This is a genomic window from Coprococcus sp. RTP21428st1_C9_RTP21428_210409, from assembly GCF_040227395.1.
In the GTDB taxonomy this organism is placed as follows: domain Bacteria; phylum Bacillota; class Clostridia; order Lachnospirales; family Lachnospiraceae; genus Coprococcus; species Coprococcus aceti.
Window position 1 is genome coordinate 1 of record NZ_JBEHVV010000005.1, and the last position, 19,850, is coordinate 19,850.

A 19,850-nucleotide genomic window follows, 5' to 3' on the forward strand; every position below is an offset into this window, starting at 1 on the left:
ACATCATTTTAAACTCATAACTATAACGCATAAAAATACCCTCCTTACTGGTTGTCCAGTAAAGAGGGTACATATCATTGTTTGTTAAACGCTTACTGTCATTTTTGTTTTGTGATTGGATTTATTTTTTTATCCATAAGCTATTAATCAGTGCCTTGACCACCCGTCTATTCCGGCACCCTCGATGGAGGAAAATATACGATCTTTTACATCAGGCACGCGTACTTTGAGTTCGTCTATAATGTCTTTGCTTTCCTGACGCTTTGTGACGCCGTCAGCGGGACAAGGGTTCTTGCAGACTGGAAGATCGTTGGCGCGTGCAAATGCTCTTATTTCGCCTTCCAGGGCGTATATAAGAGGTCTTATGAGTGTGACACCTGATTTCTCCAGATGAGTGACAGGAGAGAAGGTGTGAATGCGCCCTTCATACAGCATGGACATCAGGAAGCTGTCTATAACGTCATCCTTGTGATGGGCATATGCGATCTTGTTGCAGCCAAGTTCTGCAGCACAATCATTGAAGGCTCCTTTACGCATACGGCTGCAGAGTGAACATGGATTAGGTTCCTTCCTGTAATCGAAAACGATCTCGCCTATATGAGTTTTGCAAACCGTATAATTGACTCCAAGTGACTCGCAATATTCCTTAAGTCTGGACGTGTCAAAATCCTTAAATCCAAGATCTACGGTTATAGCTTCAATTTCAAATGGTATGGGATAAAACTTTTTCAGTTTGGACATTGCATATAAAAGTGTCAGACTGTCTTTGCCTCCGGATATTCCTATGGCTATCTTGTCACCGGGACTGATCATATCGTAATCAGTTATAGCTCGTCTTGTATATGATAAAAGCTTTTGTGATTTCATAAAAATACTCCTTAAGTTAACATAATATTATTATGGTTTAATTGTGCGTTTTTCACGAAGCTGTACTTCGTTCCTGAAACGACGTTTTCTGTCCTCATCCATATCAGCGTAGTGTTTTCTTGTTGTATTTACATCCGAGTGGCCTAATACGTCCGCCACCAGGTATATGTCGTCTGTAGCCCTATAAAGCTCAGTGCCAAACGTACTCCTGAGTTTGTGAGGTGTTATATGCTTTAAAGGAACGGAGGTAAGAGAGTATTTTTTTACAATATTCTCAACTGATCTGACAGATATTCTTTTTAATTGACCGGACAGAAATAACGCATCCTCATGGCCTTTTTCCGGTATCAGTTTTTTCCTTTCATCAAGATATTCAAGCAAAGCTTCACTTGCCTCATCACTGAAGTATACGTATGCCTCCTTGCCACCTTTTCGAACGATTTTAATCCGCATATTATCGAAATCAACGTCACGTATATCAATTCCAACGCATTCGGATACACGCATGCCGGTGCTGAGCATAAGTGATAAAAGCGCCAGGTCACGGACTTTATTTTTCTCATGATATTTTTTCTGGCGTTCAGTCAGGCCGCTGCCATACTCAACATTATCAAGAAAATCTGCAACCTCGTTTGGCTCCATTCGTATAATTTTCTTATCGTGTATCTTTGGCATGTCGACCTTTTCTGCAGCGTTTGAGCTTATACGGTCGTTTTTATACAGGTATGCAAAAAATACCCGGAGTGCAGATAATTTGCGTTTTAACGCCTGTTCACCGTTGGTGTATGTACGTCCGTTTTTAGTGTAAAGCTTCATGGCATGCAGGAACTCCTCGATGTCCTCGGCCTCAAGTCTGCTGAGATCCTCAGTAGTAATATCAAGTGGAGTTTTATCACGAAAGAATGGGTTATTTTCACATAAATACTCGTAGAATGTTTTTATATCTCTGGCGTAACCAAGGCGTGTTCTTGTGGATGTAGTATTCTCAATTCCACGAAAAGCGATCGTTGCGTATTGTGGTAACTCGGAAAGAATATCTCTGAGCAATAATATATTATTCTCATCGACCTGTTTGTTGTATGGCTTGGCTGGCATCGTTATATTTGAAACCTCCTGATATATGTTAATTTGTGGGCATATTCATGTATATGACTAAATGGATTATAGCATAATCTAATATAATATGCTATATTTTTTTCGTAAAACCTGAGTTTAGCGAATAGAAACATATAGACTAAAATACATTCCAACTGCACTTCTTTCACTGATTCTTACGACTCTCTAAGCAAAAATCTAAACAGAAAACGCATATAGAATCTATCATTTAATAGAATCTATATGCGTTAATCAAGAACATCTAATTCCTTGTTTAATTGAGATCAGTCACTTCATAATATGGTATTACCAGGTTGGTTCCGGCTACTATCGATGAATCGTTGTTCAGATTGTTGATCGAGACAACTTCATCGATATAATCCTGGGTTGATGTATATTCATCAGTCATATACTTCTGGGCTATATCCCAAAGTGAATCGCCAGACTCAACGGATATACATGTGTAATACTTGGTGCTGGCATTGGTGGCATCAGCTTCGGATGCATCCATGTGTGTGATCGAAACATATAATACTGCTGCTATGATTATGGCTACAATTATTGTCACCTTTTTATTGCTAATGAAATTAAATAATCTATTCATCTCTATCCCTCCTGAACGTATGTTTGTTACTATGTTCGTATTATATCGAACAGATGTTTTGTTGTCAAGTGATTTTCGAACACTTGTACGACTGCAGTTCGTATTGTAACTCTGAATCCTTAATACTCCTATATTATGCACTATCAGGTGTCCATTTTTATTCCCACGAAAGAATAGATCCGGTCAAGAATATTCAAAACAAAGCAAAATTAAAACAGAACATTCGTTTGCAATATCAGAACATATGTGCTATCATATTTTGTATACAACAGATTATGTTAAATAGAATTTATTTGTGGAGGTTCAATATACATGGGAAAAGGAAAGATATCTGATAAACAGACAGAGATTTTGGAATATATCAAGGAAGAACAGCTTAAGAAGGGCTATCCACCTTCAGTAAGAGAGATCTGCAAGGCTGTTGGACTCAAGTCTACATCATCAGTACATGCTCATCTCGCATCTCTTGAGGAGAACGGATATATAAGGCGTGATCCAACAAAACCAAGGGCTATAGAGATAATAGATGATGATTTTGCATTGTCAAGGCGTGAGGTTATTAATATACCTGTTGTTGGACAGGTTGCAGCGGGACTTCCTATCCTTGCCACACAGAATATTATGGATTATTTTCCTATTCCACCGGAATATTTACATAACACCAATAATCAGACATTCATGCTTCGCGTTAAGGGCGAAAGTATGATCAACATCGGAATCAACGATGGTGATCTCCTTATTGTTGAACAATGCTCTTCTGCTTCCAATCGTGATATTGTGGTTGCACTTATCGATGATGGGGCTACAGTAAAGAGATATTTTAAGGAGAATGGTCATATAAGACTTCAGCCGGAAAATGATTATATGGATCCAATTATCGTAGACCACTGCGATATACTCGGAAAGGTTATCGGATTATTTAGGCAGATGTAATTACAATATAATATAATAAATCCATTAAGAAAGAGATCCCCAGGTCAACATACGTCAGCAACATTTACGTATATGACCTGGGGATCAATTTATGTCATATTTTTTAAGAGGGGGCTTATTAAAAGTAAATTAACTTCAAAATAGTTAATTTATATCAACTTGTTAATTACATTATACCAATTAATTAGCTTATTTCAAGCCTAAATTCAACAAAAATAGGCTAAAAAACCATAAAAAACAGTTTTTTAGCCTATTAGCTTAATGTATATTTAGCCTATTTTTAAGTAATCACATTTTAGTATATGTGCTTATCAGCATTCTGTTCTGCTATCTGTTTGAATTCCTTGAAATGAGCCTGGAATAATAATACTACCTTTGGATCAAACTGTTTACCACTCTGGCTTACTATCTCGGTATAAGCCTCCTCCATAGACCAGCCTTTCTTGTAGTATCTTGCTGATGTAAGGGCATCGAATACATCACATACAGCCATAAGCCTGCTGATATATGCGATCTCTTCTCCCTTCATATGCAGATATCCAGAGCCATCCCACTTCTCATGATGTTCCTTGGCGATCGTTCTTGCAATCTGAAGGATCTGTCCCGGACATTTTGAGAGAAGTGCGTCACCATATAATACATGACTCTTCATAATGGCGAACTCCTCATCTGTAAGACGGGAAGGTTTGTTGAGTATTTCCTCGCTGATCATCAGTTTGCCGATATCGTGCATCATGGCTGCGGTTGAAAGCATGTCAACATAATCGTCATCAAAACCGGATGCCTTTCCAAGAACCTCCATGTATTTTGCAACTCTCTTGATGTGCTCACCTGTTGATTTTGACTTGCTCTCTGAGAGCTCGGCAAACGCATATATGAGTTCCTTCTGATTAGTTTTGACCTCTTCAGCATGGTCTATAACATTATTGAGCATTGTTGAGTTTCTTGATACTATGAAATATGATACAAATGACATGATAAAAATGGCTATAACACATGGCGCTATGACCAGTATCATATTGTCAGCAAAATCATCATGTGCGGGTGGAATAACAAGATCACATAATCTGTAATTGACTATATCTGCAGCGAATACACCGACTGTAGATAAAAGCGCAGTATAGAGAACCATTGTTTTGTTATAATAAAGGGAAGCTACAAGCATAGGAAATATCCAGACGATCATAGCTGTGTACGATAAAGTTGTATTGAGTATGGAGCATATGAGTACAGCCAATGCAATTACCACATATTTTATACATTTGCCCTCATTGTTCTTAAGTAGATCAATAAAAATCGTAGGTATAAGGGTCAGAATACAGCATACTCCCATGCAGGAACACAGGAGCACTATATTGCACTGCCCTCCAATATATGTAAATACCCAGTACAAAAGTATCAATATAGCAAAAAGCCTCATACATTTGGAGGCAATATGATTGATCTTGATATAATTGTCGCTTAATAGCCTGTTACTCTCCATGTTTTAATCCCCAAATTCTTACTTGCAACCCAATCTTATTTTAAACTGAATATCTTATATGCTGTCCAGAGATATAATATCTCCGTCACTCCATATCTTCTCTATGTTGTAGAATCTTCTTGATTCTTCAGAAAATATATGGATTATTATATCATAATAATCCAGCAAAATCCATCCACCTTCAGAATATCCCTCCACTCCCTTGTGGGAATATCCAGCTTCGTGCATATGGTCCTCAACATTATCGCTGAGTGCCTGAACCTGTTTTTTATTTGTTCCGTCAGCTATCACTATATAATCACATAAGGTTGAAATTCTGCTTATGTCTATGATCTTAATGTCAAATGCTTTTTTATCCTCAAGAGCAGCACATGCTATCTTGAGCATCTCTCTGGAATCTGCCATATTAGTCCTCACTGTTCAATGATGTATAATATTTATATGTCCGGACAGACATTTCGTCCGTGTCTCCACAGCTGCCACTGTCCAGATAAGTTAAAGTATTCTTTAATATGTGGGCCACCGAAGCGTCAATATCGGAGAATGCCTCATTTCTTATTTCATCTATCTCCGGCAAAGGCTTACGGTTCGGCTCTATATAGTCAGCCACAAAAACAATCTTTTCCAGAAGCGACATAGCCGGTCTTCCAGTGGTATGGAATTCTATAGCCGATAGGATGTCCTCATCGTCAACTCCGTATTTTTCTCTTGCGTAATATGCTCCCAGCTTTGCGTGTAAAAGCTCAGGGTTAGCAAATTCGACCTGGCTTATTGGAAGTCCGTGTTTTTGGCATCTTGCTATCTTCTCGTCTGCAGGCAGACATTTGGCGCAGTCATGTAGAAGTCCGGCAGTCAAAGCTTTGTTCACATCTGCTCCGTGAACCATGGCCAGGCAGCCTGATACATATTCCACACCAAGTGAATGTTCAAATCTTTTCTTTGTGAGCTTGTTTTCAAGGCGCTCACGCATCTCAAATCTGTTCATCTTATCTCCTATCTGTTGCAAATGTTCAAGTATAAGTAATATTCAATATATGTTGTTATACCTGCCAGATCAAACGTGATATAGACCATTGTCCCTGATATATGTTATCACGCTGTCGGGAACCATATCCCTGATATCTTCTCCTGACCGCACAGCAGCTCTTATATCACTTGAGGATATATCGTGCTGGTGGATGTACTCCCGGCGGATATCAGAAGCCGGAAACAAGCTTTGCAGGCTTGCTATCTTGTCGTTGATCATATCCTCAGGAGCTCCACTTCTTGTTGTGACAAGCAGCGTTGCATGCCTTGATATGATGTCAGGTCTGTGCCAGTGGTCAAAATACATAATGGAATCCCCGCCCATGATAAAATACCAGTGAACGTCAGGATATAACTCATGAAGGGCCTCAAGCGTATCTGAGGTGTATGTGATCCCGGGACGTCTGAGCTCAAAATCAGAATACTCCAACCCTTTTATGCCATCTATGGCAAGTTTTATCATGTTGACCCGGTGATCTGTTGTAACTTCGTTGGAAATATCTTTATAACCAGGCTTATTGTTGGGCATCACAAGCACTTTATCCAGTCTAAACTGTTCCAGTGCCTGTACGCCAAGCTCTATATGTCCATAGTGTATAGGATTGAATGTTCCGCCGAGTATACCTACATGTCCTGCTTTTTGTGCCAGCATGGCTTATTCCCCCCTATGGAAGTTCGATTTTCTTATGTTCCTTTGACTCCTTGTACAGAACGATCTTTCTGCCGATCACCTGAACTACCTGTGAGTGGGTTCTCTCACCGAGCATAGCTGCTATCTCACGAGGATCGTCAAGACAGTTCTTGAGAACAGAGATCTTGATTAGTTCTCTCGCCTCAAGAGCCTCTGCAACAGATTCTGTGAACTCAGGTGTGAGTGATGATTTGCCTATGTTGAGTATAGGCTGGATGGTCTGTGCCAGCCCCTTTAAATATGCTCTCTGTTTGCTATTCATATATATTTATTCCTTTACTTATAATAATCAAATTCAAGGAAATACATTCTTACAGTATCTCCGTCTACACAGCCAAGCTCCTCAAGCTGTGCAAGTATTCCATTGTCTCTGAGGAACTTCTGGAAGAAATCAAAGCCCTTCTCAGATTCAAGGTTCGTATATCCGAGCATCTTCTCGATTCGTGGACCCTCGACGATATATACACCCTCCTCCTCGTCTGACTTTCTGACTTCAAATGGAAGCTCAGGATCATCCTGCATGGACAGATCTATCTCAGGTTCAAATTCGATGATCTCCCTTGGAGACTGCTTTACAAGGTCATTGACATACCAGAGAAGTTCATTGATACCCTTTCCTGATACTGCAGATATAGGGAATATCTTATATCCTTCATCCTCCGGGAATTCCTCCTTAAGCATCTCTATGACAGTCTCATAGCCCATATCATCCAGAAGATCGACCTTGTTGGCTGCTATAACCTGTGGACGGTTCTCGATGTCTTTATTGTACTTCTTGAGCTCTTCATTGATTACGTGGATATCATTGATCGGATCTCTTCCATCCACCGAGGCTGCATCCACGATGTGGATTATAACCTTTGTACGCTCTATATGTCTTAAGAACTGAAGTCCAAGACCTGTTCCTTCTGACGCACCTTCAATTATTCCTGGAATGTCTGCGATCACGAAGCCGTTCTTATCCCCGAGATCCACCACACCCAGGTTCGGAACTAAAGTGGTAAAATGATATGCCGCGATCTTAGGACGGGCATTCGTAACTCTTGCAAGGAAGGTTGATTTACCTACACTTGGGTATCCGACAAGTCCTACGTCAGCTATACACTTGAGTTCAAGATCTACTGTAAGCTCCTTGGCTGGCTGACCAGGCTGTGCATACTTTGGCGCCTGCATGGTCGAAGTTACATATGTTCTGTTGCCACGGCCACCACGGCCTCCTTTAAGGAAAACAACAGGTTCCTTCTTGTATGCCATATCTAGAATAACCTTACCTGTCTCTGAATCTTTGACAACAGTTCCAGGTGGAACCTTGAGCACGATATCGGCACCATTGCTGCCATGGCAGTTCTTCTTGCCGCCCTCTTCACCGTCTCCGGCTTTGTATTTTGTCACATGTCTATAGTTAGTGAGCGTGTTCATTCCCTCGTCGACAACAAAGATAACGTCACCGCCATTACCTCCGTCACCGCCGTCAGGACCGCCGTTTGGAACATATTTCTCTCTTCTGAAGGATACATGTCCGTCACCGCCCTTGCCTGATCTCACATATATTCTGGCTCTATCGGCAAACATAATATACCGCCTTTCTATGTCAGATATTCTATACCGAATATTCAATGTCTAAACTACCTGTGTCAAGTTCTGCAGATACATCTGCACACTATTTTATAGTATACCCCATATCTGCACTTTTGTCTGTAAAAAAAGACTGGAATAATAAAAATTACTCCAGTCTCTTGATAGTATTACTTATATATATCCAATATTACTCGTTAACTACTGGATAGATAGAAACCTGCTTCTTGTCTCTACCCTTTCTCTCAAATCTAACGATACCATCAGCTGTAGCGAACAGTGTGTCATCTCCGCCGATACCAACGTTAAGACCTGGGTGAATCTTTGTTCCACGCTGTCTGTAAAGGATGTTACCAGCCTTTACGAACTGACCGTCAGCTCTCTTAGCGCCAAGTCTCTTGGACTCTGAGTCTCTGCCGTTTTTTGTAGAACCTACACCTTTCTTATGAGCGAAAAACTGAAGTTCCATCTTCATCATGTCAATTACACCTCCTTAAAGGTCATACAAATATAATCGCCATAGGATTCTTCGATTCCGGATATACCGATCACAAGCGCCTGCATCAAAGTCTGTGCCTTGATATCCGGCTCCTCTGTGAATATGAAATCCATATGTCCGCTCTCCTGATCGCAGTCAAGTGTGAAATTCACATCTGAAAGCTTCTCAACAGAGTTCAGGATAGTTATCGTGATCGCTGAAACTGCGCTACAGACGATATCTTGTCCAGGATCATCATATTCCGCATGTCCATCTGTCTTAAATCCTATATATTCCGAATTGCTGTTCTGATAAATAACTACATCAATCATGTCTTATAATCGATACAATCAATACCAATTAAGCGTTGATCTTCTTGATCTCAACCTTAGTATATGACTGTCTGTGACCATTCTTCTTGTGATAGCCAGTCTTTCTCTTGTACTTGTAAACAATAACTTTCTTAGACTTGCCTTCACCAACTACTGATGCTGTTACAGATGCATTAGCAACTGCATCTCCACACTTAACGTCTGAATCAGTGCTTACTAAGATAACATCATCAAATGTTACTTCGCTTCCAGCCTCTGCTGCGAGCTTCTCAACCTTGATCACGTCTCCTTCAGCTACCTTGTACTGCTTACCGCCTGTTGCTATAATTGCGTACATGGTTAATACCTCCTTAATCAAACTCGCCAGTTTTGGTGGTGTCTGTTGACACACTTATACCTAACTGTGCGGCACACTCATATAATCTACCATTGAGATGATTATTTGTCAATAATTTTCTGATATATTTTTACAATATTTTTTGATTTATTTTCATCAAAGCTTAACCATTTCGTGAAGCGGTCTCTTTAACTTCTTTCTGGTCAGCTCTATAAGTCCAAGCTTGGTGATATCTACGAATTTGGCTGGTACAGGATCGTCTGCCAGCTCTCTTATCAGGGTATCACGTATCCTGAGGATATCATCGGGATTCTTCATGTTTATAAAGTCTATGACTACTATCCCTGACAGATTGCGGAGTCTTAACTGACGGCAGGTTTCGATGGCAGCCTCGGTGTTGACCTTCAGCATGTGCTGTTCCATATCTCTGCCTGATATAGCCTTGCCTGTATTCACATCCACAACTACCATGGCCTCAGTCTGCTGGATTATAAGGTAGGCACCTGACTTAAGCCATACTCTCTCCTTTAGAGCTCCCTCCACTTCTTTATTGAGATTGTAGATTGCCGTAAGCGGACATTCCGTATCGGTATGAAGCGTTAAGTCTATTGTTCCAGGCTGTTTTTTCTCTATGTAATCCTCAAATACGTGGAATATTTCTTCATCATCGGTTACCAGTGAATCTAGCTTATTACTTCCCATGAAAGTTATGTTTTCTATATATTCCGGTGGATTCCGGTACAGACAGGAAAAGCATTTTCTGGTTGCTGCGGCCTTCAGGATCTGCGTGAGACGACCGCCCAGCTCATTCAGTTCACGTTTTATGAGTTCAGGGTCCGCATCCACAGCATTTGTCCTAATGATACAACCTATACCCGCCGGGAGGGTATTTCGCGCGATGTCCTTAAGCTCGTCCCGGAGCTTTCTGCTGCTTATCTTGTTCGATACACCGATCTGTTCCCCGGTGTGGACCACACAGTAATCCCCGCGGAGGGTGAGCTCCGATGAACCAACAGGGTTCTTGGTCTTGACTGCGTCACGGCTGATCTGAACGACTATCTCATCGCCGATCCTGAGCTTTGTGTGCTCCCTGCCATCGGCGTATATAATATCATTGTCATCCAGACTGTAGTAGCAGGGAAGTCTGTCACCGTAATCCACGAAGCAGGCATTTATATTGTTTACGATGTTGGCCACCTTGCCCACATAGATATTGCCGAGGACTGTACTGCCCTCTGACAGGTTAAGATCTGTGACTTTGCCATCCTGTATAACAGCCTGTAATATTTTGTTGTCGTAGTGTGAAACTACCAGCTTTCTCATGTGATATTCCCCTTATAATCTTTCAAATATGCGGTCAGGCAGACTCTTAGAATGGTGAACCGGCCTTGTATAGAGGTATTATATTGCCATCAGGGCCATCCATGTACGTCTCCAGTCTGTGAATATGATAATGGAACTGGTTGTGACTGACACCCGCATACGCGCAGAGAGCCTGCATGACGAGCTCCGGCTTGAGGTTGTATTCACTTCCGGTTGACAGCAGCATATATATCTGATCGTCCCTCAGTTCGCAGGTCATGATACCAGGTTTTATATTCTCCTCGCGTTCGCTCTTCTTTGTTTTTTTCAGAATGACGATCTGATCCTGCGACATGAAGGATTCCACACTGTCCAGTATATTATGCCGTTCTTCAGTTCCTGCTTTGTCAAGGAATGAGATGACATAGTCCGATGCTGACACAACTGACATGGAGTTCTTTGCATCATCGGGAAGAAGTACACACTCAGTGACCTTCATCTCATCAACCGATACGGCATTCAATGCATCGATCATCTCTCTGGATGTTGTAACGGATTCAAATTCTCCGTCAAAGTATTCGCCATCAGAAGTGATTCCCATGGCCAGCGGAGCGGCAAACGAGATGATCTGGTGAGGCGAATATCCCTTGGAATAGCTCACATCCAGACCGGCACGTCTTATCTCCTTCTGGAAATATCTCATAACGTCAAGGTGTCCTATAAATCTGAGGTTACCGAGCTTGGAGTATTTAATTCTTATTTTCAAAACATACACCTCCTCCAAATCTTGCGGCACCACAGCCGGAACACTGCTGTCTGCAGTTAGGGGTTACCTTTTCGTTCTGGGCGTTCTCCCACTCTCTCTCAAGGAACTTTCTTGTGACTCCTATATCAATGAAATCCCATGGAAGTATCTCATCAACACTTCTGTCCCTGTATGTGTAGAAATCTATATCCAGACCGTGCTTTGCCATGGCGTTGTCCCAGTTTTCTTTTTTGAAGAACTCTGTCCATGCGTCAAATATCTGACCGGCCTTATAGACATCATATATTACATCGCAGAGCTTCCTGTCGCCTCGAGCAAGCAGTCCCTCAAGTATGGTGATATCTGCTTCGTGGTACTGGAACTTAAGACTCTTATGGTTCTTCTCTGCGCGGAATCTGTCCTTCACAAAGTATGCACGCTTGACAAATTCCTCAGGCCTTATCATCGGAGCCCACTGGAACGGAGTAAATGGCTTTGGCACAAAATATGATGCCGATGCGGTGACCATGACACGTCCATTTCGTTCTTCTCTTGGGATATTTGCAAAGAAAAGCTCAGTGATCTCCTCCGACAGGTCTGCAATCCCGGCAATATCGTCATATGTCTCAGTAGGAAGGCCCATCATGAAGTACAGCTTCACCTTATCCCAGCCGCCTTTGAAGGCCTTCAGGGCACCATCCATTATGTTCTCCTTTGTGAGACCCTTGTTTATAACATTTCTGAGTCTCTGCGTTCCTGCCTCAGGGGCAAATGTAAGTGAACTCTTCTTCACATCCTGGATCTTGCTCATGACATCCAGAGAAAAGGCGTCTATACGGAGCGATGGCAGAGAGATATTTACATGCTCATTGTCCATCTTCTCGATCAGGCAGTCTGTGAGTTCCGGAAGCTCCTCGTAATCACTCGACGACAGACTGCTGAAGGTTATCTCCTCGTGTCCTGTACTTGCCAGCATTTTCTCAGCATAGCCCTTTAACAGATTGACATCCTTAGGTCTGGTTGGTCTGTATATCATTCCAGCCTGGCAGAATCTGCAGCCTCTTATACATCCGCGCATGATCTCAAGAACAACTCTGTCCTGAGTGAGCTTCATGAATGACACAACAGGCTTCTCAGGGTATGTGACTTTGCTGTGATCCATGACAACCGTCTTGGTTATCGTGGCAGGCACATCTTCAAATCTAGGAGCAAATGAAGCTATCGTGCCATCTTCCTTGTATGTGACTTCATAGAGCTCAGGAACGTATAATCCCGGAATGTTGGACACCTTTATGAGAAATTCTTCCCTGGTCATATCAGAGTGCTTATACACCTTGTAAAGCTCCAGAAGTGCATCATATGATACTTCGCCCTCACCCATATAGAATATGTCAAAGAAGTCTGCTATAGGCTCAGGATTGTATGAGCATGGGCCTCCGCCTATAACAAGTGTGTCTCCCTTTTTTCTGTCTCTTGTACGGAGTGGGATTCCAGCCAGATCAAGCACCTGAAGAATATTGGTGTAACACATCTCGTACTGGAGTGTTATTCCAAGGAAATCAAAATCCTTTATAGGATCCTGGGATTCCAGCGCGAACAGAGGGATGTCATGTTCTCTCATCTCCGCGTCCAGATCAGGCCATGGCGAATAAACTCTTTCACACCATGTGTCCTCTCTCCTGTTGAACATATCGTACAGTATCTGAATTCCGAGATGGGACATACCTATCTCGTATACATCAGGAAAACACATGCAGAAACGCACATCAACCTTGTCCTTGTCCTTCATAACACTGTTGTATTCTCCACCTATATATCTGGCGGGCTTTTCAACCTTCATCAGTATTTCATCCGGTAAAGCTAATCTTCTCATAAAATAATATCCTTAAATAATTTTCTTGTGATCATATTATCAGATATCTCCAAATGGAAATATTCAATTACAGCAAAAGAGATGCGCACGGAATTTCCGTATTCAGTGCGCATCCTCTATATATCTATATCGTATCAGGAACTGTGATCCTATACCGCATTATCCAATATTAGTTTTTGAAACTATGGATAGGGGCTGGAATACGTCCACCTCTGTTGACAAACTTATCACATGCAAATCTGTTGACAGGCATGATAGGTGCGTATCCGAGAAGTCCGCCAAATTCAGCCTGATCTCCAACTGTCTTACCGATAACAGGGATAAGTCTTACAGCGGTTGTCTTCTGGTTGATCATACCAAGAGCCATCTCATCAGCGATAATTCCTGATATGGTTGCAGGTGATGTATCACCAGGAATTGCTATCATATCAAGACCTACTGAACATACACATGTCATGGCCTCAAGTTTCTCAAGAGTTAATGCTCCTGCGGAAACTGCATCGATCATTCTCTGGTCCTCAGATACAGGGATGAATGCACCGGAGAGTCCTCCGACGTATGATGAAGCCATAACTCCACCCTTCTTAACCTGATCGTTGAGGAGCGCAAGGGCTGCTGTTGTACCAGGAGCTCCGGCGTATTCAAGACCGATCTCCTCGAGAATCTCACCTACACTGTCTCCGACTGCAGGAGTAGGGGCAAGTGACAGGTCAACTATACCAAATGGTACGCCGAGCATCTTGGATGCCTCTTTTGCAACGAGCTGTCCAACTCTGGTTACCTTGAAAGCTGTCTTCTTGATGGTCTCGCAGAGTTCCTCAAAGTTTTCTCCTCTTACCTTCTCAAGGGCTTTCTTTACAACACCAGGGCCGCTGACTCCGACATTGATGACACAGTCTCCCTCGGTAACACCGTGGAATGCACCGGCCATAAATGGGTTGTCATCAGGTGCGTTACAGAATACTACAAGCTTTGCACAACCGATGGAATCTGCTTCCTTGGTGAGCTCGGCAGTGTCTTTGATCATCTCTCCGAGAATCTTGACTGCATCCATATCTATACCGGTTTTGGTTGAACCTACATTTATGGAGCTGCACACCTTTCCTGTGCTTGAGAGTGCTTCAGGAATTGAACGGATAAGAAGCTCATCAGCAGGAGTCATGCCCTTATTTACAAGCGCTGAATATCCTCCGATGAAGTTGACTCCTATGGTGTCTGCAGCCTTGTCAAGAGCCTTTGCTATCTTTACAAAATCTCCGGTGGTCTTACATACGGAACCACCAACCAGTGCTATAGGTGTTACAGAAACTCTCTTGTTGACGATTGGTATACCATATCTTCTTGATATCTCCTGACCTGTTGATACAAGATCCTTGGCATATGTTGTTATTTTGTTATATATCTTTGTACATGTATCATCCACATCTGTGCCTACACAATCCAAAAGACTGATTCCCATTGTGATGGTACGAACATCCAGATTCATGTCTGAGATCATCTTATTGGTCTCGATTACTTCATTTATGCTAATCATGTATATCCTCTTTTCTGTCTGTCAGACTGTATATTATTAGATTCTGTGCATTGTCTCAAAGATCTTCTCGTGCTGTACCTTTATCTGTACTCCAATCTCTTCTCCGATCTGTCCGAGTTCTGACGCGATGAGCTCTGTTGATTTGGATGACTCCTGTGTATCAACCACCATCATCATGTTGAAGTACCCTGCAACTATAGTCTGTGATATGTCAAGTATATTGATCTGGTTGTTTGCCAGATATACACATACCTTAGCTGTGATTCCCACGCTGTCCTTACCTACTACAGTTATGATTCTCTTTTTCATTTCATTTATCCTCCTTGTTGATGATGGAGCCTGTACATACAGAACCCATCTTTATTCACTCCTAAAAATCAGCCTACGCTTCTATGGCAGCCATAGGCATGTCTCTTCTGGCTACTGCCAGCCCAAATTCCCTTACATCGTTGGCGTATGAATTGTTTTCAAGCTCCAGCTTGACTGTCTCGTATGCCAGCTCTTCAAAATTGTTCTCCTTGCTCAGATGTCCCAGAATGATACCCTTCACATGGTCATTCAGAAGTCTGTATATGAGCTGCCCTGATAATTCGTTGGACAGATGACCATAGTTGCCAAGGATTCGTCTCTTGAGATAATAAGGATATGGTCCCGCCTCAAGCATTCTGACATCATGATTGGCCTCAACTACCATTATATCTGAGTTGTCAAGCTTATCTACAATATAATCATTATAATTGCCCATATCAGTCGCTATGGACACTTTTTTGCCATCTCCATACAGGCTGTAGCATACCGGATCCGCTGCGTCATGCCAGATGGATGACGGATCAACGGTTATATCCTTTATCAGTATCTTTTCATCAGGACGAATCTCATGAAACAGTCCCTCATCGATACTGCCAAGGGAGGTCATCTTCTTCATCTCAGCTATGGTTCCTGCAGTGGCATATATAGGAACACCGTGCTTTCTTGCCAGAACACCTATGCCCTTCACATGATCTATATGCTCATGCGTTACAAGAACACCATCGAGTTCAGACGGCTTTATTCCCTCATCCTTAAGGGCGTTTTCAACCCTCTTGCAGCTTATGCCTACATCCACAAGAAGATGGGTATCGCTATTGCCGACGTAATAGCAGTTACCGCTGCTACCGCTTGCTATACTTAGTAATTTCATAATCTACTCTTCTGTTGTAATTTATTTGTACCATGTGACTGTGCGGTCCATGGTCTGAGATCCATATGACTGTAATATCTTCTGTCAAAGCCCTCAAGCTCACCGAGATTCACAGCAGTCAGGGTCTCTTTAAACGCATATATTCTATCAATAAAACTCTTATCAATCAAGCACTTATGTGCTCCGTGCAGGGATGTATTTCCTGCAAATTCTGATTTTTCCTGAAAACTGTCCGGAAAAAGTCCAAGGCTTACCGCACTTGATATATTAAGACTGCACCCGAAGCCTCCTGCCAGATATACACGTGATACGTCCTCTGCCGTTATCCCCGCCATATCCATGAGGGATTCTATCCCTGCACATATGGCTGCCTTTGCAAGGAGAAAGCTTCTGATCATATCCATGTCAATTGTCACTCCACCCGCAAGTCTGTAGCCGCCGTCTATATACTGATCAACCAGGACTCCATCGTCATTCACTATGTGTAGCAAATTAAGTCTGTTCAGCAGATCAAAGGCTGTGGTTGGAGCTGCAACACCTCTCCTCAGCATTCCCTCAAATGCCGGACCACATGCACATGAGGTGGCATAACCGATGCCCTGCTTTGCAAGTATGAGTTCTCCGTTTGTTCCGAGATCTGCAAACAACTGATATTTGTCAGACCTGTCAATGTTACAGACGACTGCACCGCACAATGCGTCAGCTCCAACAAATGCGCTGAGGTTAGGAAGACATGTGACTTCTGCACTGCAAAATCTTTCATCATCAAAGAAATCCTTCCCTGATACTGTTATACTGTCAGGATTCCTGATCTCAAATGGTGCATGCCCGAGATTGTCCAGAAGCAGCCGCTCCAGTATTGCATTCATGGTGGTGTTTCCGGAAATAATTATCCTTGATATATCTGCAGGGGCATCCCCCATTCCGGCCAACTCTGAGGAAATCCTTGTGACTACTGAGCTTCTGAGCTTTGTCAGTCCATCTTCTGTGGAGCCTGTTCGGATCCTTGATATGACATCGCTGCCATATTCAATTTGCGGATTCATAAATCCACATCTGTCCGTGACACTTCCATCAGACATATCTATCTGTTCTATGGCGATGGTGGTAGTGCCTAAATCTATAGCTATGCCTATACCACGACCATCGCCATTATATACGTTGTTGGATTCATCAGCACCCTTGTACGAAGCAAGGACTGACATGTTATCCTCACCTATGGTTATCTGTATGTTATCAGTGATAGTGTAGGTACAGCTTTTTACCGTGCCCGCACCTTTTACATCCACCAGACATCTCTGACACCTTCCAAGACCTCCGCAGTTTCCACTGAACACATATCCGGCGCTGCACAGCACCTTGAACAGATTGTCACCGCGTCTGCAGGCGATTATTTTGTTGTCATTTACGGTTAAAGTGAGTTCATTGTTAATCATCGATATCAACTACAATTAATTGTATATTCCCTTTGTCATGACTTCCTTTGGCTTGTAGCCCTTATCAGCAAGTGTGTTGATGATGAGCTGCTTGTGCTCAGGGCCAAATGCCTCCATAGTGATAACAAGCTCAACTGCTGAATTCCTGTTGATGGATACGAACTGGTTGTGCTCAAGCTTGATAACATTTCCCTGGAGATCAGCGATAACCTTTGAAATGTTCATGAGTGCACCCGGCTTGTCAGGAAGAAGTGTTGAAACTGTGAAGATCCTGCTTCTTGCGATAAGTCCGTGCTGTACAAGTGAGGCAAATGTTATCATATCCATATTGCCGCCCGACAGTATGCTTACGACCTTGGCACCCTTTACATCGAGATGCTTAAGTGCTGCCACTGTGAGAAGACCTGAATTCTCAACAAGAAGCTTGTGGTTCTCAAGCATATCGAGGAATGAAACGATGAGTTCGTTATCCTCTACAGTTATAATATCATCTATGTTCTTCTGTATATATGGGAAAATCTTGCTTCCCGGTGTCTTTACTGCAGTTCCATCTGCAATGGTGTCGACATATGGAAGTGTTGTAACCTTCTTGTTCTTCAGTGAGACCTGCATACAGTTTGCTCCGGCAGGCTCAACACCTATGACCTTGATGTTCGGATTCATCATCTTGGCAAGTGTGGACACACCTGTTGCCAGACCGCCACCTCCGATAGGAACAAGGATATAGTCAACGAAAGGAAGCTCCTTTATGATCTCCATCGCAACCGAGCCCTGTCCTGTGGCAACATCGAGATCATCGAACGGATGAATGAATGTATAACCCTTGTCCTCTGCAAGCTCAAGAGCGTATGCACATGATTCATCATATACGTCTCCATACAGTATAACCTCTGCGCCGTATGCCTTAGTTCTGTTAACCTTGATGAGAGGTGTAGATGAAGGCATAACGATGGTCGCCTTTACTCCATATGCTTTTGCAGCATATGCCACACCCTGGGCATGATTTCCAGCCGAAGCTGTTATCAGTCCCTTCTGTCTCTCTTCATCTGAAAGAGTGCTTATCTTGTAATATGCACCCCTGATCTTGTATGCACCAGTCTTCTGAAGGTTCTCAGGTTTGAAGTATACCTTGTTGCCTGTTATCTCACTGAAATAGTCACTGTATATGAGCTTTGTAGGGAGAACCACCTTCTGTACAATGTCGTAGGCCTCCTCAAATTTCGCAAGTGTCAGTTTGTCTGTTGTGTTCTGTTCTGCCATTTGTTAATGTCTCCTTATGTAAAAATCCTTTTGAAAATCATATATGGTTGTGCACAGATATAAGTATATTGACATACATATGATCATTATATATGCCGTAGTATTACATGTCATCGCCGATGAGCATATCGATCTCGGATCTGTCCTCGTCAAAATCTGCGAACAATGCGTTGACATATTCCTGAGGGTCAAATCTCTGGAGATCACCGATCTTCTCACCAACTCCGATAAACTTGACCGGTACGTCAAGCTCTGCCTGGATCGCTATCGCAATACCACCCTTGGCAGTTCCGTCAAGCTTGGTGATAACTATACCGTCAAGCTCAGTTACATTGCTGAACTGTCTTGCCTGTTCAAGGGCATTCTGACCTGTTGTTCCGTCCAGAACTATGAGCGCCTCAACATTTGCCTCCGGATAATCCCTTGTGATGATCCTTCTCATCTTTGCAAGCTCGTCCATGAGATTCTTCTTGTTGTGAAGTCTTCCCGCTGTATCAACGAGAAGGATATCCGTATCTCTTGCCTTGGCGGCAGCCACTGCGTCGTATACAACTGCAGCGGGATCAGCGCCCTCATTGTGTGAAATTATATCAACCTGTGCCCTGTCAGCCCAGGTCTTTAACTGATCTATGGCGGCAGCTCTGAATGTATCGGCAGCAGCCATGAGAACCTTCTTGCCTCTCTGGCGGTACTGGGCAGCAAGCTTTCCGATGGTCGTTGTCTTGCCGACACCATTTACCCCGATGACCAGCACAACGGACTTCTTATTCTCGAAGTCGTACGCTGAATCGTCCACAGACATCTGGTTCTTGATTATATTGATCACAAGTTCCTTGCAGGCAGCAGGTTCTTTGATGTGTGAATCCTCAACCTTCTGCTTAAGTCCCTCTATAACCTTCTCAGTCGTCTCATATCCCATATCAGCCATGATAAATGTCTCTTCAAGATTCTCATAGAAATCATCATCTATATGGGATGCACCGAATACATCTGTAAAGCTTTCTACTATATTATCTCTTGTCTTTGCAAGACCTGCCTTAAGTCTCGCAAAAAATCCTTTTTTCTCTTTTTCCTCTGCCATGACATACCTCCTGTTTAA

22 protein-coding genes are annotated in these 19,850 nt (G+C 42.7%); 1 reads left to right on the top strand and 21 read right to left on the bottom strand.

Annotated features, from left to right (window positions below):
* Nucleotides 1–147: 147 nt before the first annotated feature.
* The 3 genes from ABUA34_RS01905 to yneA form a co-directional block, all read right to left on the bottom strand.
* Complete coding sequence (locus ABUA34_RS01905) at nt 148–867, bottom strand: tRNA 2-thiocytidine biosynthesis TtcA family protein (protein WP_117548961.1); 720 nt, start codon at nt 865–867, stop codon at nt 148–150.
* Nucleotides 868–897: 30 nt separating this feature from the next.
* Nucleotides 898–1,962: a tyrosine-type recombinase/integrase gene (locus ABUA34_RS01910; protein WP_055144446.1), complete on the bottom strand. Its 1,065-nt coding sequence runs from the start codon at nt 1,960–1,962 to the stop codon at nt 898–900.
* Between the two features lie 274 nt (nt 1,963–2,236).
* Entirely contained in the window at nt 2,237–2,566 is a 330-nt protein-coding gene (gene yneA, locus ABUA34_RS01915) for a cell division suppressor protein YneA (RefSeq protein ID WP_015534940.1), read from the bottom strand.
* A 312-nt stretch (nt 2,567–2,878) separates the two neighbouring features.
* On the opposite strand from yneA, the gene lexA reads away from it, so the two are divergent.
* Nucleotides 2,879–3,499, top strand: a complete 621-nt coding sequence (gene lexA, locus ABUA34_RS01920) for a transcriptional repressor LexA (RefSeq protein WP_022216463.1) — start codon at nt 2,879–2,881, stop codon at nt 3,497–3,499.
* Nucleotides 3,500–3,794: 295 nt separating this feature from the next.
* Here the strand turns inward: lexA and ABUA34_RS01925 are convergent, their stop codons facing one another.
* The 18 genes from ABUA34_RS01925 to ftsY form a co-directional block, all read right to left on the bottom strand.
* Nucleotides 3,795–4,748, bottom strand: coding sequence for an HD-GYP domain-containing protein (locus tag ABUA34_RS01925; RefSeq protein WP_349092678.1), 954 nt, complete (start codon nt 4,746–4,748; stop codon nt 3,795–3,797).
* 288 nt (nt 4,749–5,036) lie between these two features.
* On the bottom strand, nt 5,037–5,387 hold the full coding sequence (rsfS, locus tag ABUA34_RS01930) for a ribosome silencing factor (RefSeq protein WP_173794532.1): 351 nt from the start codon (nt 5,385–5,387) through the stop codon (nt 5,037–5,039).
* A 1-nt stretch (nt 5,388) separates the two neighbouring features.
* The gene (gene yqeK, locus ABUA34_RS01935) at nt 5,389–5,967 is read right to left on the bottom strand and encodes a bis(5'-nucleosyl)-tetraphosphatase (symmetrical) YqeK (RefSeq protein ID WP_349822773.1); all 579 of its coding nucleotides are present in this window, start codon (nt 5,965–5,967) and stop codon (nt 5,389–5,391) included.
* A 69-nt stretch (nt 5,968–6,036) separates the two neighbouring features.
* Nucleotides 6,037–6,660: a nicotinate (nicotinamide) nucleotide adenylyltransferase gene (gene nadD, locus ABUA34_RS01940; RefSeq protein ID WP_022216459.1), complete on the bottom strand. Its 624-nt coding sequence runs from the start codon at nt 6,658–6,660 to the stop codon at nt 6,037–6,039.
* Nucleotides 6,661–6,673: 13 nt separating this feature from the next.
* A complete protein-coding gene (gene yhbY, locus ABUA34_RS01945) occupies nt 6,674–6,961 on the bottom strand; it encodes a ribosome assembly RNA-binding protein YhbY (RefSeq protein ID WP_022216458.1) in 288 nt (95 codons plus the stop codon).
* 14 nt (nt 6,962–6,975) lie between these two features.
* Nucleotides 6,976–8,271 (bottom strand): GTPase ObgE, encoded by a 1,296-nt coding sequence (obgE, locus tag ABUA34_RS01950; protein ID WP_055144437.1) that lies wholly within the window; start codon nt 8,269–8,271, stop codon nt 6,976–6,978.
* A gap of 193 nt (nt 8,272–8,464) precedes the next feature.
* On the bottom strand, nt 8,465–8,752 hold the full coding sequence (gene rpmA / locus ABUA34_RS01955; RefSeq protein WP_004850948.1) for a 50S ribosomal protein L27: 288 nt from the start codon (nt 8,750–8,752) through the stop codon (nt 8,465–8,467).
* A 5-nt stretch (nt 8,753–8,757) separates the two neighbouring features.
* Nucleotides 8,758–9,084 carry a ribosomal-processing cysteine protease Prp gene (locus ABUA34_RS01960; RefSeq protein ID WP_015534943.1) on the bottom strand — a complete coding sequence of 109 codons (327 nt, stop codon included), beginning with the start codon at nt 9,082–9,084 and terminating at the stop codon, nt 8,758–8,760.
* A 28-nt stretch (nt 9,085–9,112) separates the two neighbouring features.
* Nucleotides 9,113–9,421 (bottom strand): 50S ribosomal protein L21, encoded by a 309-nt coding sequence (rplU, locus tag ABUA34_RS01965; RefSeq protein ID WP_004850943.1) that lies wholly within the window; start codon nt 9,419–9,421, stop codon nt 9,113–9,115.
* A 156-nt stretch (nt 9,422–9,577) separates the two neighbouring features.
* A complete protein-coding gene (locus tag ABUA34_RS01970) occupies nt 9,578–10,744 on the bottom strand; it encodes a ribonuclease E/G (RefSeq protein WP_173794531.1) in 1,167 nt (388 codons plus the stop codon).
* A 46-nt stretch (nt 10,745–10,790) separates the two neighbouring features.
* Entirely contained in the window at nt 10,791–11,489 is a 699-nt protein-coding gene (locus tag ABUA34_RS01975) for a TIGR03936 family radical SAM-associated protein (RefSeq protein WP_055222657.1), read from the bottom strand.
* Nucleotides 11,473–13,341 (bottom strand): TIGR03960 family B12-binding radical SAM protein, encoded by a 1,869-nt coding sequence (locus tag ABUA34_RS01980; protein ID WP_118016534.1) that lies wholly within the window; start codon nt 13,339–13,341, stop codon nt 11,473–11,475. Before ABUA34_RS01980 ends, ABUA34_RS01975 begins: the two co-directional genes overlap by 17 nt.
* A gap of 169 nt (nt 13,342–13,510) precedes the next feature.
* Nucleotides 13,511–14,875, bottom strand: a complete 1,365-nt coding sequence (locus ABUA34_RS01985; protein ID WP_022216453.1) for a PFL family protein — start codon at nt 14,873–14,875, stop codon at nt 13,511–13,513.
* Nucleotides 14,876–14,911: 36 nt separating this feature from the next.
* Nucleotides 14,912–15,184, bottom strand: coding sequence for an ACT domain-containing protein (locus ABUA34_RS01990; protein WP_015534945.1), 273 nt, complete (start codon nt 15,182–15,184; stop codon nt 14,912–14,914).
* Between the two features lie 73 nt (nt 15,185–15,257).
* Nucleotides 15,258–16,055, bottom strand: coding sequence for an MBL fold metallo-hydrolase (locus ABUA34_RS01995; protein WP_117548954.1), 798 nt, complete (start codon nt 16,053–16,055; stop codon nt 15,258–15,260).
* Nucleotides 16,052–17,491 carry an ASKHA domain-containing protein gene (locus tag ABUA34_RS02000; RefSeq protein WP_118649332.1) on the bottom strand — a complete coding sequence of 480 codons (1,440 nt, stop codon included), beginning with the start codon at nt 17,489–17,491 and terminating at the stop codon, nt 16,052–16,054. The genes ABUA34_RS01995 and ABUA34_RS02000 overlap by 4 nt, the downstream gene beginning before the upstream one ends.
* A 15-nt stretch (nt 17,492–17,506) precedes the next feature.
* Complete coding sequence (ilvA, locus tag ABUA34_RS02005) at nt 17,507–18,751, bottom strand: threonine ammonia-lyase (protein WP_238050276.1); 1,245 nt, start codon at nt 18,749–18,751, stop codon at nt 17,507–17,509.
* A 103-nt stretch (nt 18,752–18,854) separates the two neighbouring features.
* On the bottom strand, nt 18,855–19,832 hold the full coding sequence (ftsY, locus tag ABUA34_RS02010) for a signal recognition particle-docking protein FtsY (protein WP_022216450.1): 978 nt from the start codon (nt 19,830–19,832) through the stop codon (nt 18,855–18,857).
* Nucleotides 19,833–19,850: the final 18 nt, after the last annotated feature.

Coding starts and splice junctions, on each gene's coding strand:
- ABUA34_RS01905 (WP_117548961.1), bottom strand. CDS start 867: ATGAAATCACAAAAGCTTTTATCATATACAAGACGAGCTATAACTGAT.
- ABUA34_RS01910 (WP_055144446.1), bottom strand. CDS start 1,962: ATGCCAGCCAAGCCATACAACAAACAGGTCGATGAGAATAATATATTA.
- yneA (WP_015534940.1), bottom strand. CDS start 2,566: ATGAATAGATTATTTAATTTCATTAGCAATAAAAAGGTGACAATAATT.
- lexA (WP_022216463.1), top strand. CDS start 2,879: ATGGGAAAAGGAAAGATATCTGATAAACAGACAGAGATTTTGGAATAT.
- rsfS (WP_173794532.1), bottom strand. CDS start 5,387: ATGGCAGATTCCAGAGAGATGCTCAAGATAGCATGTGCTGCTCTTGAG.
- yqeK (WP_349822773.1), bottom strand. CDS start 5,967: ATGAACAGATTTGAGATGCGTGAGCGCCTTGAAAACAAGCTCACAAAG.
- nadD (WP_022216459.1), bottom strand. CDS start 6,660: ATGCTGGCACAAAAAGCAGGACATGTAGGTATACTCGGCGGAACATTC.
- yhbY (WP_022216458.1), bottom strand. CDS start 6,961: ATGAATAGCAAACAGAGAGCATATTTAAAGGGGCTGGCACAGACCATC.
- obgE (WP_055144437.1), bottom strand. CDS start 8,271: ATGTTTGCCGATAGAGCCAGAATATATGTGAGATCAGGCAAGGGCGGT.
- rpmA (WP_004850948.1), bottom strand. CDS start 8,752: ATGATGAAGATGGAACTTCAGTTTTTCGCTCATAAGAAAGGTGTAGGT.
- ABUA34_RS01960 (WP_015534943.1), bottom strand. CDS start 9,084: ATGATTGATGTAGTTATTTATCAGAACAGCAATTCGGAATATATAGGA.
- rplU (WP_004850943.1), bottom strand. CDS start 9,421: ATGTACGCAATTATAGCAACAGGCGGTAAGCAGTACAAGGTAGCTGAA.
- ABUA34_RS01970 (WP_173794531.1), bottom strand. CDS start 10,744: ATGAGAAAGCTGGTAGTTTCACACTACGACAACAAAATATTACAGGCT.
- ABUA34_RS01980 (WP_118016534.1), bottom strand. CDS start 13,341: ATGAGAAGATTAGCTTTACCGGATGAAATACTGATGAAGGTTGAAAAG.
- ABUA34_RS01985 (WP_022216453.1), bottom strand. CDS start 14,875: ATGATTAGCATAAATGAAGTAATCGAGACCAATAAGATGATCTCAGAC.
- ABUA34_RS01990 (WP_015534945.1), bottom strand. CDS start 15,184: ATGAAAAAGAGAATCATAACTGTAGTAGGTAAGGACAGCGTGGGAATC.
- ABUA34_RS01995 (WP_117548954.1), bottom strand. CDS start 16,055: ATGAAATTACTAAGTATAGCAAGCGGTAGCAGCGGTAACTGCTATTAC.
- ABUA34_RS02000 (WP_118649332.1), bottom strand. CDS start 17,491: ATGATTAACAATGAACTCACTTTAACCGTAAATGACAACAAAATAATC.
- ilvA (WP_238050276.1), bottom strand. CDS start 18,751: ATGGCAGAACAGAACACAACAGACAAACTGACACTTGCGAAATTTGAG.
- ftsY (WP_022216450.1), bottom strand. CDS start 19,832: ATGGCAGAGGAAAAAGAGAAAAAAGGATTTTTTGCGAGACTTAAGGCA.